Source organism: Enterobacter sp. LM3 (genome assembly GCF_046622475.1).
Lineage (GTDB): Bacteria > Pseudomonadota > Gammaproteobacteria > Enterobacterales > Enterobacteriaceae > Enterobacter > Enterobacter cloacae_P.
Genome location: NZ_JBJURN010000012.1, coordinates 117,539 through 133,315, shown reverse-complemented (window position 1 = coordinate 133,315; position 15,777 = coordinate 117,539). Strand labels below are relative to the sequence as shown.

Below are 15,777 nucleotides of genomic sequence, written 5' to 3'. Positions count from 1 at the left end.
GGACTTGATGGTGCCGACTACCGGAATCGAACTGGTGACCTACTGATTACAAGTCAGTTGCTCTACCTACTGAGCTAAGTCGGCATCAAGTAGCGCGCATTCTATGGAGACATGCGCAGTCATGCAACTAAAAAATCGCATAAAACGTTCTTTCGCTCACATTTTATGCGAAAGAAGGGTTAAGCGCTGTAAATTCACTCACTCGCGGTCAAAAATTCAACATCAAAGCCCGATTTACACCGTATATACCGTAGCGTGATGGCTCCCGCGTAACGCACCGCTTCCCATATTTTTTCTTATTATTCCTGTCATCTGGTGTTAACCTCCTGCCCATTGTCCAAAATTAACTATGTGATGAGCTATCGCCCGGCTGTTTTGTGATGGTTCACCGAAGCATGCTTATGAGCAAAAAAGAGCAACCGTTAATGACACCTTATCTTCACTTTAACCGCAGCCAGTGGGCTGCCCTGCGTGATTCCGTCCCTATGACGCTGACGGAAGGCGAAATCGCACGGTTAAAAGGGATAAATGAAGATCTGTCCCTGGAAGAAGTGGCAGAAATCTATTTACCATTATCTCGTTTGCTTAACTTCTATATCAGCTCTAACCTGCGTCGCCAGGCGGTACTTGAGCAGTTCCTCGGAACAAACGGGCAACGCATTCCTTATATCATCAGTATTGCGGGCAGCGTTGCCGTAGGAAAAAGTACCACCGCGCGCGTGCTGCAGGCGTTGCTGAGCCGCTGGCCAGAACACCGCAGCGTGGAGCTGATCACCACCGACGGCTTCCTGCACCCGAACGAAGTGTTAAAAGAACGCGGCCTGATGAAGAAGAAGGGCTTCCCGCTCTCTTATGATATGCACCGCCTGGTGAAATTCGTTTCTGATCTGAAATCAGGCGTGCCGAGCGTGACCGCGCCGGTCTACTCGCACCTGATTTATGACCGCATCCCTGACGGCGACAAAACGGTGGCCCAGCCGGATATCCTGATTCTGGAAGGGTTAAACGTGCTGCAGAGCGGAATGGATTATCCTCACGATCCGCATCATGTCTTTGTCTCCGATTTTGTCGACTTCTCTATTTATGTCGATGCGCCGGAAGATTTACTGCAAAACTGGTATATAAACCGCTTCCTGAAGTTCCGCGAAGGGGCGTTTACCGATCCCGACTCTTATTTCCACAACTACGCCCAGCTCTCTAAAGAAGAGGCCATCAATGTGGCAACAGGGTTATGGAATGAGATCAACTACGTGAACCTGAAAGAGAACATCCTGCCGACGCGCGAGCGCGCCAGCCTGATCCTCACCAAAAGTGAGAAACATGCTGTCGACCAGATTCGTTTGCGGAAATAATAAAGCAGACATAAAAAAACCGGCGCTTAACGCCGGTTTTTTACTTCAGGCATGCGGCTTTTCGCCATTTTCGTCCTGATCAACGGCAAAGCACGCCACCAGTTGACCGCCATAATCCTTCAGCTGTGGCTGCAACTGTGTGCAGGGGCCAAAACGACGGCGGCAACGGGCGTTGAATGCACATCCCGGAGGCGGATTCAGCGGGCTTGGTAATTCACCCGTCAGCTTAATTCGCTCACGACGATCGTCCGGATTCAGGCGCGGAGTCGCAGACAGCAGCGCCTGAGTATACGGATGACGAGGGTTATTAAAGATCTGGTCTTTCGTCCCCTTCTCCACGCAGCGCCCTAAGTACATCACCATCACTTCGTCAGCAATGTGCTCAACAACCGACAGATCGTGCGAAATGAACACGTACGACAGGCCCAGTTCTTGCTGCAGATCCATCATCAGGTTCAGTACCTGCGCACGCACGGAGACGTCGAGCGCGGAAACCGGTTCATCAGCAATCACCACATCCGGGTCGAGCATCAGACCACGGGCGATAGCGATACGCTGACGCTGGCCGCCGGAGAACATATGCGGGTAGCGATCGTAATGTTCGGTTTTAAGGCCGACTTTCGCCATCATCGCCAGCGCTTTTTCACGACGCTGCTCTTTGCTCAGGCTGGTGTTTATCTGCAACGGCTCTTCCAGGATTTGACCCACTTTTTTACGCGGGTTCAGGGAACCGTACGGGTTCTGGAACACAATCTGGATTTTCTGACGACGCAGCTTCTGTGCCTGCGGATCGTGCTTAAGCAGATCCTGTCCCTGATAATAAAGCTCACCGCCGGTTGGCGTTTCAATCATCGTCAACAGACGGCCCAGCGTGGATTTCCCACAGCCGGACTCCCCAACCACCGCCAGCGTTTTACCGCGCTCAAGGGTAAAGGAGACGCCATCCAGCGCTTTCACCAGGCGCTCAGGGGCAAATAGCCCCTTCTTCACCGGGTAGTGTTTTTTCAGGTCGATAGCCTGCAACAGCGGTTGTTGCGTGGTGGCCTGTTGCGTACTCATAGTGTTGGCCTCCCGGCATCATCGAGTGGGTAGTGGCATTTCGACTGACGACCGTCAGCCAACAGGTTCAGCTCTGGCTCTTGCGCACGACATTTGTCCGTCGCATACGGGCAGCGCGGGTTAAGCAGACAGCCCTGTGGACGGTCATATTTACCCGGTACCACACCCGGCAGCGAGGCCAGACGCGCTTTGTCCTGGGCAAACTCCGGCAGCGCACGTAAAAGTGCCTGGGTATACGGATGACGCGGCGCGCGGAAGATATCGTGCGAACTCCCGGTCTCGACCACCTGGCCGGCATACATCACGATGATTTTGTGTGCCGCTTCAGCCACCAGCGCCAGATCGTGCGTAATCAGCACCAGCGCCATGTTCTCTTTCTGCTGCAGTTCCAGTAACAGCTCGATAATTTGCGCCTGAATGGTGACGTCCAGCGCAGTTGTCGGTTCATCCGCAATCAGCAGTTTTGGCCGACAGGCGATCGCCATGGCAATCATCACGCGCTGGCTCATCCCGCCGGACAGCTGATGCGGGTATACATCCAGACGCGATGCCGGGTCAGGAATACCGACCTGCGTCAGCAGATCGATAGCGCGCTGACGACGGGTTTTCTTGTTACCGCCCTGATGCACCTTAATGGCTTCCATAATCTGGAAACCGACGGTGTAGCACGGATTCAGGCTGGTCATCGGGTCCTGGAAGATCATCGCCACTTCTGCGCCCACCAGCTGGCGGCGTTGTTTTTCAGAAATGCGCTTCAGATCCTGACCGTTAAACTCCAGACTTTCGGCCATCACGCGACCGGGATAATCAATCAGCCCCATAATCGCCAGCGAACTGACAGATTTACCGGAACCCGACTCCCCAACAATACCGACCACTTCGCCCTGATTTACGCTGTAGCTGATGCGGTCCACGGCGCGAAACGGTGTGCCTTCGTCGCCGAAGTGCACCGATAATTTATCTACATTTAATAACGCCATCTCGTGCCTCTTACTGCTTCAGTTTGGGATCAAGTGCATCACGCAGACCATCACCCATCAGGTTAAATGCCAGCACCGTCAGCAGGATCGCCAGACCCGGGAAGGTGACAACCCACCAGGCGCTTTGTGCGAACTGCAACACATCGGAGAGCATGGTGCCCCACTCCGGTGTTGGCGGCTGCGCACCCATGCCCAGGAAGCCAAGAGCGGCCATATCAAGAATGGCGTTAGAGAAACCGAGCGATGCCTGAACGATCAGCGGCGCAAGGCAGTTCGGGAAAATGTTAACGAACATCTGACGCATCGCCCCCGCACCCGCCACGCGAGATGCCGTCACGTAGTCCCGGTGTACTTCCACCAGCACCGCCGCACGGGTTAAACGCACGTAGTGAGGAAGTGCCACAAAGGTCAGCGCAAGCGCGGCGTTACCAATAGACGGGCCGAATATCGCCACCAGCACCAGCGCCAGCAGCAGGCTTGGCAGTGCCAGCATGATGTCGACGATACGCATGATGATGTTATCAACGATACCGCCGAAGTAACCGGCAACCAGACCGAGCACAATGCCCATGACCAGCGACAGTACCACCACCAGACAACCGACCAGCAGCGACAGACGCGCGCCGTACATCAGACGCGACAACACATCACGACCTACGTCGTCAGTACCCAGCAGGTGCGTCAGGCTACCACCCTCCTGCCAGGCCGGAGGTGACAGCAGCGCGTCACGGAACTGATCCGCCGGGTTATAGGGTGCGAGCACGTTAGCAAACACCGCAATCAGGATCATGATGGTGACATACACCAGCCCTACTACCGCGCCTTTATTACGCTTGAAGTAGTGCCAGAACTCCTGCAGCGGCGTCATTGGCACCGGTGCAGCAACAACTTTGTTTTCAGTAACGAGTGACATGATGGCCCCTTACTTCTTATGACGAATACGCGGGTTCACCACGCCGTACAGCAAATCGACCAGCAGGTTGACGAGGATAATCATCGTCGCGACCAGCAATACACCGCCCTGCACAACCGGATAGTCACGGCGTTGCAGTGCGTCAATCAGCCAGCGTCCGAGGCCCGGCCAGGAGAAGATGGTTTCCGTCAGGATCGCCCCTGCCAGCAACGTCCCTACCTGCAAACCGATAACGGTCACCACCGGCAGCATGGCGTTACGCAGCGCGTGGACGATAATGACACGCATACGGGTCAGGCCTTTGGCGCGCGCGGTACGGATATAATCTTCGCCCAGCACTTCCAGCATCGATGAACGGGTCATACGCACGATCACCGCCAGAGGAATGGTGCCCAGCACCATCGCAGGCAGGATCATGTGCGCCAGCGCATCAATGAAGTTACCCTCTTCACCCCAGATAGCCGTATCAATCAGCATAAAACCGGTCAGCGGGTTGGAGTCATCAAGGAAAACCATATCGCTGACGCGCCCGGACACCGGTGTCAGGTTAAGCTGCACCGAGACCAGCATAATCAGCATCATGCCCCACCAGAAGATAGGCATGGAGTAACCGGTCAACGCCAGACCCACCGCAGTATGGTCGAAGATCGAGCCACGCTTAACAGCGGCTAATACCCCAACAGGAATGCCTACTGCGGTGGCAAAAATCATGGCGCAGACGCCGAGTTCCAGCGTCGCTTTAAAACGCGGCACAAACTCGTCCCACACCGGAAGGCGGCTTTTCAGGGAAATGCCTAAATCACCGTGCAACACACCCCAGATATAGTTGAGGTATTGCTGCCACAGCGGCTTGTTCAGGCCAAGCTCAGCCAGCAGCTGTGCATGGCGTTCAGGGGAAATACCACGCTCACCCGCCATAATCATTACCGGGTCGCCGGGGATCATATGGACGAAGGCAAAAGTGAGAAGGGTGATACCGATAAACGTGGGGATAACAAGTCCCAGACGTCGGAGGATGAACTGCAACATAACCCGGATTCTCTCTGATAACGCACGACCAATGGCGTGACGTCTGTATTGCTCACAAATGTAAATTCCCTCTCCCTGTAGGAGGAGAGGGTTAGGGTGAAGGGATGCATGCACGCCCCTCACCCCTGTCCTCTCCCAAAAGGAGAGGGAGAACACCCTACTTATTATTCAACAGATACGTTTTCGAAGTGGTGTTTGCCCAGTGGATCAACCACGTAGCCTTTGACTTCTTTACGCACTGGTTCGTACACGGTGGAGTGAGCCACAATCAGCGCCGGAGCCTGGTCGTGCATAACAACCTGAGCCTGCTTGTACAGTTCAATACGTTTGTTGTGATCGTCGGTCGCACGCGCCGGCTGGATCAGGTCTTCAAACGGCTTGTAGCACCAGCGAGAGTAGTTAGAACCGTCTTTCGCAGCCGCACAGCTGAACAGGGTGGCGAAGAAGTTATCTGGATCCCCGTTATCACCGGTCCAGCCCATCATTACCGCCTGATGCTCACCCGCTTTGGCGCGTTTCAGATACTCGCCCCACTCGTAGGTCACAATCTTGGCCTGAACACCGATCTTAGCCCAGTCAGCCTGCACCATTTCAGCCATACGGCGTGCGTTCGGGTTGTACGGACGCTGTACCGGCATCGCCCACAGTTCAACGGTAAAGCCTTTATCCTGGCCTGCTTCTTTCAGCAGCGCTTTCGCTTTTTCAGGATCGTAGCTGTAGTCTTTAACGTCGTTGTTATAGCCCCACATGGTTGGCGGGATCAGGTTTTTAGCCGCAACGCCCGCGCCCTGGTAAACCGCCTTGATGATCGCTTCTTTGTTGACCGCGTAGGTCAGCGCCTGACGCACTTTCACGTCATCAAACGGTTTTTTCTCGGTGTTGAAGGAGAGATAGCCCACGTTCAGGCCAGCCTGCTCCAGCAGGTTGATATTTTTATCCTGCTTCATGCGAGCGATATCTGCCGGGTTCGGGTATGGCATAACCTGGCATTCGTTTTTCTGCAGTTTTGCGTAACGTACAGACGCATCAGGCGTAATGGAGAAGACCAGACGGTCAATCTTCGGCTTAGTGCCCCAGTAACCCGGGAAGGCTTTATACAGAATACGGGAGTCTTTCTGGTACTGCAGCAGCTGGAACGGGCCAGTACCGATTGGATCCAGGTCCACTTTTTCCGGCGTACCGGCTTTCAGCATGTTGTCCGCGTACTCTTTAGACAGAATAGAGGCGAAGTCCATTGCCAGGTCAGCCAGGAATGGGGCTTCCGGGCGAGTCAGCACGAACTGAACGGTTTTATCGTCCACTTTTTTCACTTCAGAGATCAGATCTGGCAGACCCATCCCTTCGAAGTATTCATAGCTGCCGCCAGACACTTTGTGGTACGGGTTTTGCGCGTTTTTCTGACGGTCGAAGGAGAACACAACGTCGTCGGCGTTAAAGTCGCGGGTTGGTTTGAATTCTTTGCTGTCCTGCCACTTCACGCCCTGGCGCAGGTGGAAGGTATAGGTTTTACCGTCTGCACTAACATCCCACTTCTCAGCCAGACCTGGGATCACTTCCGTGGTACCGGTTTTGAATTCAACCAGACGGTTATAGATCGGTACGGAGCTGGCATCGTACGTGGTGCCAGAGGTAAACAGCTGTGGGTTAAAGCCTTCCGGCGAGCCTTCAGAACAGTAAACCAGGGTTTTTGCCTGTACGCTTGCTGCGACGGTCATGGCCACCAGGCTCAGACCAAGCTTCAGCATCCCTGACTTCTTCAAGGAAATACTCATTATTCTGCTCCAATGTGATGTTTTGCTTTGTTGTGTTACGCCGCCTGACCTTTATTTATTTTTTACCCGGTCTGGTCGGTGGTGCCCGAAGGCGTTAAAGGGATGGAGAATCCTTTCAGAAGTGCGTTTGAGTTGCAGCGCAGATCCTCCCTGAAATGCCCCTCGTGCCCTACAATCTGTCAACAGAATGTGAAAACGTCAATACAGGTGACCAGGATTTACGCGGAGTGTGAGAAACAGCAAACAAAGATTAAAAAAACTTTGGGCACCCGTTTTCAGCAGGGAAATTTATGCTACTCGCCATGTTGCAGCACAAATATCTTCATATTTCGCAACATCCAGTGATTAACTTTTATGCAGATTGAGTAAACTTTCTTGCAGAATGGTGATTATCTGAGCACTAAATTCCGCGAACGTTAAAACGCACAGCGAAAAATGCTGAGGTTATCCATAAGCAACGCGAAAAAAGATCAATCTATATATAAAAAAATACAATGGATTATGTCACAAAATCGTTAACAGGCAGGGAGACGCAGGGATAAGGGATGTTTTGGCAAGTCAGGATGAGTAACGCTCTAATGTAAAAAGAGCCAGCCTTACGGTTAGCCCTTTTTTAAAAGCAAAAAACCCTGCTCTAAGAGCAGGGTTTCGAATGTGGTCGGCGAGAGAGGATGACTCGCCACTGCGTGGCTCACCCTTCGGGCCGTTGCTAAAGCAACGTTCTCTCGCTTTGCTCGAGTCGAACCTCCTTCCCCGGAGATTCTCATCCTCATAAGCTTCAGAAGCAAAAAACCCTGCTCTAAGAGCAGGGTTTCGAATGTGGTCGGCGAGAGAGGATTCGAACCTCCGACCCACTGGTCCCAAACCAGTTGCGCTACCAAGCTGCGCTACTCGCCGAATGCGGAGCGCATCTTACTGCTCCGGTGCACCCCCGTCAATCCCTTAATTTAAAAAAGCCATTCAACTGGCGATAAACTCGCCAGGCACGCTATTGCGCGGCTTTCGTGGTGCTCCCGGGGAGTTTGCACCAGTTATTATTTTCGTTAATACCGCCGTTCGGGGAGGTATAACCCAGACAGCCTAAAATGGTGTCGTACAGCTCAACGTGACGACGTGGCACCTTCATATCCGCTTCTTTCTTCAGCTGCGCAAACATCTTCGCCTTCTCCGGGTCTTCCAGATACTTATCCGACATCCACACCATCATCGGTACACGGAACTGCTCTGGCGGTGCCATTTTGCGCGGCGTACCGTGCAGGTGCTCGTACTCATTAATGGATTCACCGTGGTCTGCAGCATAGAACACAATCGCTTTCTTATCGCGAACCTGGTCAATCACCGTATCGATAAAGTGGTCAACATAGGTCACCGAGTTATCGTAGGAGTTGATCAGCTGCGCTTTGGTGCAGTCTTTATCCACACCGACACACTCCGGCGTCCATTTCGCAAAGCTGCGTGGATAGCGCTGCGTGTAGTTAAAGTGCGACCCTTTGGTATGCAGGATAATCATATGCTTACCCTTCGGGTTACCGTTCAGGGAGAGTTTCATCTCATCGATCAGCAGCATGTCATCGACGTTCTTACCGCGGTTACGCGGCTCAGCACCTATTTGCTCACGATAGGCAATGTTCTGTGCCATCGTATTGCTGTAGAACCACATCTCGCTTTGCATTGCGTATAAATCAGAGGTAAACCCAAGCTGGCGCAGCACGGAGAAGACGTTCTGTTCTTTCAGCGTACGCTGTGGGTTATCACTGGCCCCGCCCTCGCGCACGAACATGCAGCGTAAGGAGAGCTTCGTCGCGGTGTCGCAGGAATAGCCGCGATAGGCAACCAGGTTCTTCTCCTGCGCCAGTTTCGGCGTGGTATCCCGGTTGTAACCAAGGATCCCCATGTGATCCCAGCGGGTGGTTTCACCGATGATAAAGACGACGTAGGTGTCATCGATATCTTTTGGCGCTTCATAGGTAAACTTCTTCGCCGGGTTCATCAGCGATTTATTATCAGAAGACTCATCCACCTGTGCCCACGCGTATAACCCCAGCGCGGAGATCCAGTTAGACGGCAGATAAGAGTTTGCGACCACACCGCCATAGCTTGGCATATCAACGCCAGAGGTACGCTCGTCATATTTTTGCTTCACTTCCAGCAGGCGAATCGGCCCCCAGACCATCAGCCCGGCCAGCAGCACCAGCGCAACGCTTCGGATGCGTTGTCCGGGCGTACGAAGTTGATGCACCAGCGTATACCGGCAGCGGTTACTCCAGATAAGCAGCAACGGTAAGGCGCTGACAGCAATCACCCAGAGGACAAAATGCAGACCAACCACCTCTTTCGACAAGTCGATATCCGTGGTCATGACCGAGGCAATAATGCCGTAGCCAATCACCACGTTCATAAAGGTCATGTAATAGCTGGCTCCCGCCGAGCACAACACGACAAATGAGGCCAGTACGCGCCACAGGCGTCGACCAAACAGTGAAAGCACACGAAGCAAACAGAATGTAGCCAATACCGCAGCGACTAATTCGACGACCGCTGCAATTCCTTTCCAGACGGTAAAATCTTGCGCGTATCCATCAAATCGACGGAAGAAAACTGCGCCATTCATAAACAGGCCGATGTACAACGCCAGCAAAAAACTCAGCTTTTGTTGTGCCATCGATTTAATGTATTTCATGCAAGCAACCCGGAAAAAGGGACAGTAACGCCATCCACCTTTGTAGTAAAAGTGAACAGCTTAAATATTCGCTTCAGGGATCGTTATCAGCAAACGTCTACAAGCGTGGTAAGTAGACCACAGGGGAAAGAAAAAGTGGCAGCAGAGTGTGTGATCGCGACAGTTTTTTACAAAAAAGAAAATCCGTAACCGAACGTGGTGCTCAACCCTTTCGTTTTCAGAGACAAAAAAAAGGCCGGAACCCCGGCCTTTTAGATACATAAATTACGCATGCGCTTCTTTAAATATTTCGCGCTGCGGCTGGCGAATGGTTGTCGACAGCGCCAGAGAAATAATTAACAAGGCGAATATCACGCAGAACGTCACATAGAACCCACCGAACAGCGAAGCAATAAGCGAACCGCAAATACTGCCGATACCGAAGCCTAAGTATATGACACCGTAGTTTTTCGCCAGGTTATTCAGACCAAAGAATTCGCTCACCAGCGACGGGAAGACCGTAATCGTGCCGCCAAAGTTAAAGGCCACACAGGCAATCGCCGCAAAGAAGGTGGCTTCATTCAGGGGTGCAAACAACAGAGCCGCCATGCCCACCAGTGACACCACCTGCCCCAGCGTAATAACGCGGATACGGGCAATCTTATCAGACAGGATCCCCAGCACCAGACGACCAGAAAGGTTGGCGATGGAGATAACGGTCACCGCATTGGCCGCCGTCGCGGCATCCAGTTTGACCATCCCCTGAGCGATATCTTTTGCCACACCAATCACATACAGACCGCTCATGCACGCCGTCAGGAACATCACCGCCAGCATCCAGTATTGAGGCTTACGCATGGACTGAGCCAGCGTGAAGTCATTCTCCACCACGCCGTTAACGGTTTTCACTGCCTGTTGAGGCGCATCTTTCATCAGCGTTGCACCGAACAGAATCATCACCAGCACAATCACGCCCCAGATCATGAAGGTCTTTTCGAGGCCCACGGTGGCCAGAAGATGGGAGTCGATAAATTTGAACCCGAGGCTACCCAGGCCATAAGAACCGATAGCAAACGCAGAGATTAAACCTTTACGCTCCGGGAACCACTTCACGCAGTTAGACAGCGTCAGCAGGTAACCCGCACCGTCCGCCAGCCCAACCAGCACCCCGGCGCTCAGCCACAGCATCATCAGGTTGTTTGAATGTGCCGTGAGGAAAAAGCCCACCCCCAACAGGATCCCGGAAGCCATCGTGACACGCTTAACGCCGAAACGCTCCTGCAGTTTACCTGCGATGGAAGAGGAAAGTGCCAGCCCCAGGCTCAGCAAGCCGAAGGAGAACGCGACCTGGCTAACCGGCGCACCGATCTTATCGGAAAGCGCGCTATTAAACAGGCTCCAGGTATAGACCGACCCCAGTGCAAACTGGGTGACGATAGTGCCAAAAAGCGTCAGCCAACGCGTACGGTTATAAGTTGATGTGTTCATGGCCGTTGTCCTGCAAGAGAAATTAAGGGAATTCGCTGAGGACAACGATAAACAAAACCTTAAAACAACTGGGGGAAAACGGCATGAAATGCAGGAGAGACGGAATGAAATGCCTGGAATCAGGAATGAATGACCTTGCCGGGGAATGAAGCGATCGCGTGTTAGTGACCGCTATCGCTGCAATCCCCGCCGTTATTGTATTTAAGATGTTATCGTAAGGTTGAAAAAAGTGATAACGCTAAAAATTAGCACTCACACCCAGGGAATACATAAACTGCTCACCCGTCGCGGTACCTTCCCCCTGAGCTAAGGATGCATAGGCCGCCATATGCGTGTTCAACGGGATATCCGTTCCGACCGTCACATCCACCCAACTCCCGTTTTGTGCGGGCGCGGGCGTCTGCGGCATCCCAAACTGGGATTTCCACTGGTTTACACCAAACTGCTGGTTAACGCTAATCTGCGCCCAGGGGTGAAGGTCGCCATATTGCGTATCCACACGCCAGCCAAGCGTGCTCACGCTGGCATGCCAGAGCGGATCGGTGGAAGCCTGCGTTGTCACACCATCACCAAACTCATTAATCATCATGGGGGCGGAGCCGTCATAACGCCATCCCATCACCGGGCCGGTCGTCACATGGCCAGACACCGGGAAATTCCAGCCCACGCTCATCCCGTCCTCTGCAGAGGAACCAGAAGGGAGGTTCAGGGCAAACCCGGGCATGTTTTGCGACGACTTCATTCGCTCAGCGAGGATCTCCTCGTAACGCGGTTGGTGATCCGCATCCCATGTATAGCGTTCCGCCGTATTACTTTGTGCGTCTGAAACGATATATTCCTGTTGCCAGGCTGACGCTGTATTACAAAAAAACAAACAGGCAGAGATCCCCACCAGGCCAGAGACAGCATGGCAGCCACTGATTTTTTTTATCATCATCAAAGCGACTCCAGAAAGAGCCGAATTCGGCGATATTTGTCATTGTTTAGGAAGAGGTTTGAAGGCATATAGCCTTGTATTAACTATTGTCTTTTTAGCAGACACGTCAAGCCTGACAGATTGAAATTTGCGATTTCAGTATCAATAAGGGAGATAACTTATGCAACGTTGCGGTTGGGTAAGCCAGGATCAGCTCTATATCGACTATCACGATCGGGAATGGGGCGTGCCAGAAACTGACGGTAAAAAGCTCTTTGAGATGATCTGCCTGGAGGGACAGCAGGCGGGTTTGTCATGGATTACGGTACTGAAAAAACGGGAAAATTACCGCAATGCCTTCCACCAGTTCGATCCCACTACGGTCGCCGCGATGACCGACGAGGATGTGGAGCGGCTGGTGCTGGATGCCGGAATTATCCGCCATCGCGGTAAGATCCAGGCCATTATCGGCAACGCACGTGCATATCTTGCGATGGAGCAAAGCGGCGAGCCATTTTCGGAATTTGTCTGGTCATTTGTGAATAACGATCCAAAAATCACACAGGCTGCCACGCTTGCGGAGATCCCAACCTCCACACCCGCGTCCGATGCCCTTTCTAAAGCGCTGAAAAAACGCGGCTTTAAATTCGTGGGCACCACCATCTGTTACTCCTTTATGCAGGCCTGTGGGCTGGTCAACGACCACATTACGGGCTGCTTCTGTCATCCTGAGGGCCACTATGATCCGCAAATGGCAAAGTGATAATGCCGATCCGCTTCTGCGTCTGTGGCTTGAAAGCACCACGGAGGCGCATCCGTTTATCAATGCAAACTACTGGAAAGAGAATGAAAGCATGGTGCGGGATGTTTACCTGCCCGCCGCCGAAACCTGGGTCTGGGAGGAAGACGGTATACCGCGCGGATTTATCAGCGTCATGCAGTCGCAATTTGTGGGTGCGCTGTTTGTCTCCACGCCGTTCATCGGGAAAGGGATTGGGCAGGCGCTGCTGAACCATGTTCAACAGCGCTTCCCGTATTTAAGCCTGGAGGTGTACCAGAAAAATGTCCGGGCGGTAAATTTCTATCATGCTCAGGGTTTTCGCATCGAAGACAGCGCCTGGCAGGATGATACCCAACACCCGACGTGGATCATGAGCTGGCAGGCGGATCAAACGCCGTTAACGTAAGCGCTGGCCCCTGGTATTTCTCAACCCAGGCCAGTGCCGTATTTCCCGCACACCCGTTCCCCAGCTTCGAGCTGGGGAGATCTTTGGTCAGCACGTTAACCGCCCCGTTTTTACAAATGCCACCTTCGCTCAACGCCAGATCCGGCCACGCCCCCTGGTGAATACAGATAACACCAGGTTTAATCCCGTCGTTCACTACCGCCCCCGCCAGAACCTGTCCACGCGAGTTCCAGACGCGCACCACGTCGCCGTCGGCAATCCCGCGCGCTTTGGCATCATCGGTATGCAGGGTGACGGGCTCACGCCCGGCAACCGCGTACTGCTCGCGCAGCGACGTATAGTTAAGCTGGCTATGCAGGCGATGCGCCGGATGGGCAGACAACACCTGGAGCTGCTCCGTCTGAGCGTTGCCGTGCCACTCGTCCGGCTCCAGCCATGTGGGATGCGGTGGACAGTCAGCATAGCCAAAGCTGGCGATACGCTGGCTGTAAAGCACGATTTTCCCGCTCTCAGTTTTCAGCGGATGGGTCTGCGGGTCGCGGCGGAAATCGGCGAAGCGCACAAATTGCGCGTTCTGCTCGCTCTCCGGCATTTCGAAGATGTCGTTCGCTTCCCAGAACTCAGCAAACGGCGGTAACGTCACCCCCTGAGAAGCACCACGCTGGCTGGCGATCTGGTAGAACGTCTCCAGCCATTCCAGCTCCGTTTTGCCCTCCGTAAAACGCTCGCGCCCGCCGGCTTCCCAGCGTTCGCTCAGGTCGGCAAAGACATCAAAATCATCACGCGCTTCATCCCGTGGAGCCACAACACGCTTCATCGGCACCATGTGCTGGTTGCTGTAATCGCCGGTCATGGTGAGATCGTTACGTTCGAATGAGGTGGTGGCAGGCAAAACAATATCGGCATGTCTGGCCGACGCAGTCCAGAAGCATTCTGAGATCACCACCAGCTCCGGCTTCTGCCAGGCTCGGATCAGGCGGTTAGTATCCTGATGGTGGGTAAAGTTCGCGCCGCCTGCCCACCAGACAAAGCGGATATCCGGGAAGTGGCGATCCAGACCGTTGTGCTGATAAAACCCACCCGGGTTTTCCAGGGCTTCAACAATGCGTGCCACCGGGATTTTATCGACCGCGTCCACACCACCCTGTAACGCCCCCTGCATGGAGGCCAGCACCGCCGCTTTACGCGTTGGGTTACCACCATTAGCAAAGTGATAAGAGAGCCCAAAACCACCGCCCGGGGTCCCAATCTGCCCAAGCATTGCGGCCAGCGTGACCAGCATCCAGTGTTTCTGCTCGCCAAACTGCTGGCGCTGCATCCCCCAGCCGGACATCAGCATGGTGGTATTGTTATGGAACAATTCTGCCAGTTCGCGAATTTTAGCGGCATCTACGCCACAAATTGCTGCCGCCCACTCTGCCGTTTTGACCACACCGTCGGTGTTGCCCGTCAGGTAATCGGCAAATTTGTCAAAGCCGGTGGTACAGCGCGCGAGGAAATCGTCGTCCAGCCAGCCATTCTCAACCAGCGTATGGGCGATCCCCAGCATCAGTGCTACGTCGGTGCCCATGTGTGGGGCAATCCACTCGGCGCGATCGCCGAAGAAATCCATCGTTTCGGAACGCATCGGATCGATGCAAATGATGCGCTTACCGCTTTTGCGCAGCGCGTCAAAATACGGGATGCCCTGCTCGTCGGTGGCATTCCAGGCAATTTTCAGCGTATTAAGCGGGTTGGCACTCCACAGCACCACCACATCGGTGTGCTCCAGCACCAGCGGCCAGCTGGTCTGCTGTTGGTAAACCTCATTTCCCCCCACGACATACGGCATGATCGCCTGCACCGCACCGGTAGAGTAGTCGCCCAGATGACCGGTATAACCTCCGGCCAGGCTCATGTAGCGCTGAAGCAGGGTCGAGGCCTTATGCAGCACACCGTTGGAACGCCAGCCGTAAGATCCGGCAAAAATGGACGACGGGCCGTAGCTGTCGCGGATACGCTTATGCTGAGCATGGATCAGCGAAAGGGCATCATCCCAGCTCACGCGGACAAACTCATCCTGGCCACGAATACCCTGTGGCTTATCCGGCGATGCCAGAAATCCTTTACGTACCATCGGCCAGCGCACGCGGGTTTTGCTATGCACCTGCTCACGCACAACAGTCTGTAACGAGTTGGGATATTGCCCGGGTAATGCTCCACGGGATGACAGAACATTCTCGCCATCCGTTTCGACCAGCATCGGTCCCCAGTGGGCGGCGGTCAGAATCGTTTTTGTTGATGTGCTCAAGCGTGCGCTCCTGATTACGTGCAGGTTTACGGCCTTCTTATTGAGGCTGCGTTTATGGTTTGACACAAATTTCAGAGTTATACCCGGAATTTTTTCCGTATCGGGACGTCATAATCAACTGCCGCGCTCGTC

At 53.7% G+C, this 15,777-nt stretch carries 12 protein-coding genes, 2 tRNA genes and 1 other RNA gene; 3 read left to right on the top strand and 12 right to left on the bottom strand.

Features of this window, described 5'->3' with window-relative positions; all coding sequences use genetic code 11:
- Nucleotides 1-8: 8 nt before the first annotated feature.
- A tRNA-Thr gene (locus ACJ9N4_RS14370) sits at nucleotides 9-84 on the bottom strand.
- 317 nt (nucleotides 85-401) lie between these two features.
- Here ACJ9N4_RS14370 and coaA point away from each other — a divergent pair.
- Nucleotides 402-1,352 (top strand): type I pantothenate kinase, encoded by a 951-nt coding sequence (gene coaA, locus ACJ9N4_RS14365; protein ID WP_220471157.1) that lies wholly within the window; start codon nucleotides 402-404, stop codon nucleotides 1,350-1,352.
- Nucleotides 1,353-1,397: 45 nt separating this feature from the next.
- On the opposite strand, the gene dppF is transcribed toward coaA, so the two are convergent.
- From dppF to ACJ9N4_RS14315, 10 genes are all read right to left on the bottom strand, one after another.
- Entirely contained in the window at nucleotides 1,398-2,411 is a 1,014-nt protein-coding gene (gene dppF / locus ACJ9N4_RS14360) for a dipeptide ABC transporter ATP-binding subunit DppF (RefSeq protein ID WP_182273030.1), read from the bottom strand.
- Complete coding sequence (dppD, locus tag ACJ9N4_RS14355; protein ID WP_182919230.1) at nucleotides 2,408-3,391, bottom strand: dipeptide ABC transporter ATP-binding protein; 984 nt, start codon at nucleotides 3,389-3,391, stop codon at nucleotides 2,408-2,410. The genes dppF and dppD overlap by 4 nt, the downstream gene beginning before the upstream one ends.
- 10 nt (nucleotides 3,392-3,401) lie before the next feature.
- A complete protein-coding gene (gene dppC, locus ACJ9N4_RS14350) occupies nucleotides 3,402-4,304 on the bottom strand; it encodes a dipeptide ABC transporter permease DppC (RefSeq protein ID WP_182273032.1) in 903 nt (300 codons plus the stop codon).
- Nucleotides 4,305-4,313: 9 nt separating this feature from the next.
- Nucleotides 4,314-5,333 carry a dipeptide ABC transporter permease DppB gene (dppB, locus tag ACJ9N4_RS14345; RefSeq protein WP_182273033.1) on the bottom strand — a complete coding sequence of 340 codons (1,020 nt, stop codon included), beginning with the start codon at nucleotides 5,331-5,333 and terminating at the stop codon, nucleotides 4,314-4,316.
- A 164-nt stretch (nucleotides 5,334-5,497) separates the two neighbouring features.
- Nucleotides 5,498-7,105: a dipeptide ABC transporter periplasmic-binding protein DppA gene (gene dppA / locus ACJ9N4_RS14340; RefSeq protein ID WP_182273034.1), complete on the bottom strand. Its 1,608-nt coding sequence runs from the start codon at nucleotides 7,103-7,105 to the stop codon at nucleotides 5,498-5,500.
- Between the two features lie 655 nt (nucleotides 7,106-7,760).
- Nucleotides 7,761-7,892, bottom strand: a non-coding RNA gene (locus tag ACJ9N4_RS14335) — RtT sRNA.
- A 33-nt stretch (nucleotides 7,893-7,925) separates the two neighbouring features.
- Nucleotides 7,926-8,002: transfer RNA gene (locus tag ACJ9N4_RS14330), tRNA-Pro, on the bottom strand.
- A gap of 91 nt (nucleotides 8,003-8,093) precedes the next feature.
- Complete coding sequence (eptB, locus tag ACJ9N4_RS14325; RefSeq protein WP_182273035.1) at nucleotides 8,094-9,785, bottom strand: kdo(2)-lipid A phosphoethanolamine 7''-transferase; 1,692 nt, start codon at nucleotides 9,783-9,785, stop codon at nucleotides 8,094-8,096.
- Between the two features lie 264 nt (nucleotides 9,786-10,049).
- Entirely contained in the window at nucleotides 10,050-11,252 is a 1,203-nt protein-coding gene (locus tag ACJ9N4_RS14320) for an MFS transporter (protein WP_182919229.1), read from the bottom strand.
- A 238-nt stretch (nucleotides 11,253-11,490) separates the two neighbouring features.
- Nucleotides 11,491-12,189, bottom strand: coding sequence for an autotransporter domain-containing protein (locus ACJ9N4_RS14315; RefSeq protein ID WP_182273037.1), 699 nt, complete (start codon nucleotides 12,187-12,189; stop codon nucleotides 11,491-11,493).
- A 160-nt stretch (nucleotides 12,190-12,349) separates the two neighbouring features.
- On the opposite strand from ACJ9N4_RS14315, the gene tag reads away from it, so the two are divergent.
- Both tag and ACJ9N4_RS14305 read left to right on the top strand, forming a co-directional pair.
- Nucleotides 12,350-12,931, top strand: a complete 582-nt coding sequence (tag, locus tag ACJ9N4_RS14310; RefSeq protein WP_182919228.1) for a DNA-3-methyladenine glycosylase I — start codon at nucleotides 12,350-12,352, stop codon at nucleotides 12,929-12,931.
- Complete coding sequence (locus tag ACJ9N4_RS14305; protein WP_182273039.1) at nucleotides 12,909-13,355, top strand: N-acetyltransferase; 447 nt, start codon at nucleotides 12,909-12,911, stop codon at nucleotides 13,353-13,355. Before tag ends, ACJ9N4_RS14305 begins: the two co-directional genes overlap by 23 nt.
- Here ACJ9N4_RS14305 and ACJ9N4_RS14300 read toward each other — a convergent pair.
- Nucleotides 13,318-15,645 carry a molybdopterin guanine dinucleotide-containing S/N-oxide reductase gene (locus ACJ9N4_RS14300; protein ID WP_182919227.1) on the bottom strand — a complete coding sequence of 776 codons (2,328 nt, stop codon included), beginning with the start codon at nucleotides 15,643-15,645 and terminating at the stop codon, nucleotides 13,318-13,320. The genes ACJ9N4_RS14305 and ACJ9N4_RS14300 overlap by 38 nt on opposite strands.
- Nucleotides 15,646-15,777 lie beyond the last annotated feature (132 nt).

Coding starts and splice junctions, on each gene's coding strand:
- coaA (WP_220471157.1), top strand. CDS start 402: ATGAGCAAAAAAGAGCAACCGTTAATGACACCTTATCTTCACTTTAAC.
- dppF (WP_182273030.1), bottom strand. CDS start 2,411: ATGAGTACGCAACAGGCCACCACGCAACAACCGCTGTTGCAGGCTATC.
- dppD (WP_182919230.1), bottom strand. CDS start 3,391: ATGGCGTTATTAAATGTAGATAAATTATCGGTGCACTTCGGCGACGAA.
- dppC (WP_182273032.1), bottom strand. CDS start 4,304: ATGTCACTCGTTACTGAAAACAAAGTTGTTGCTGCACCGGTGCCAATG.
- dppB (WP_182273033.1), bottom strand. CDS start 5,333: ATGTTGCAGTTCATCCTCCGACGTCTGGGACTTGTTATCCCCACGTTT.
- dppA (WP_182273034.1), bottom strand. CDS start 7,105: ATGAGTATTTCCTTGAAGAAGTCAGGGATGCTGAAGCTTGGTCTGAGC.
- eptB (WP_182273035.1), bottom strand. CDS start 9,785: ATGAAATACATTAAATCGATGGCACAACAAAAGCTGAGTTTTTTGCTG.
- ACJ9N4_RS14320 (WP_182919229.1), bottom strand. CDS start 11,252: ATGAACACATCAACTTATAACCGTACGCGTTGGCTGACGCTTTTTGGC.
- ACJ9N4_RS14315 (WP_182273037.1), bottom strand. CDS start 12,189: ATGATGATAAAAAAAATCAGTGGCTGCCATGCTGTCTCTGGCCTGGTG.
- tag (WP_182919228.1), top strand. CDS start 12,350: ATGCAACGTTGCGGTTGGGTAAGCCAGGATCAGCTCTATATCGACTAT.
- ACJ9N4_RS14305 (WP_182273039.1), top strand. CDS start 12,909: ATGATCCGCAAATGGCAAAGTGATAATGCCGATCCGCTTCTGCGTCTG.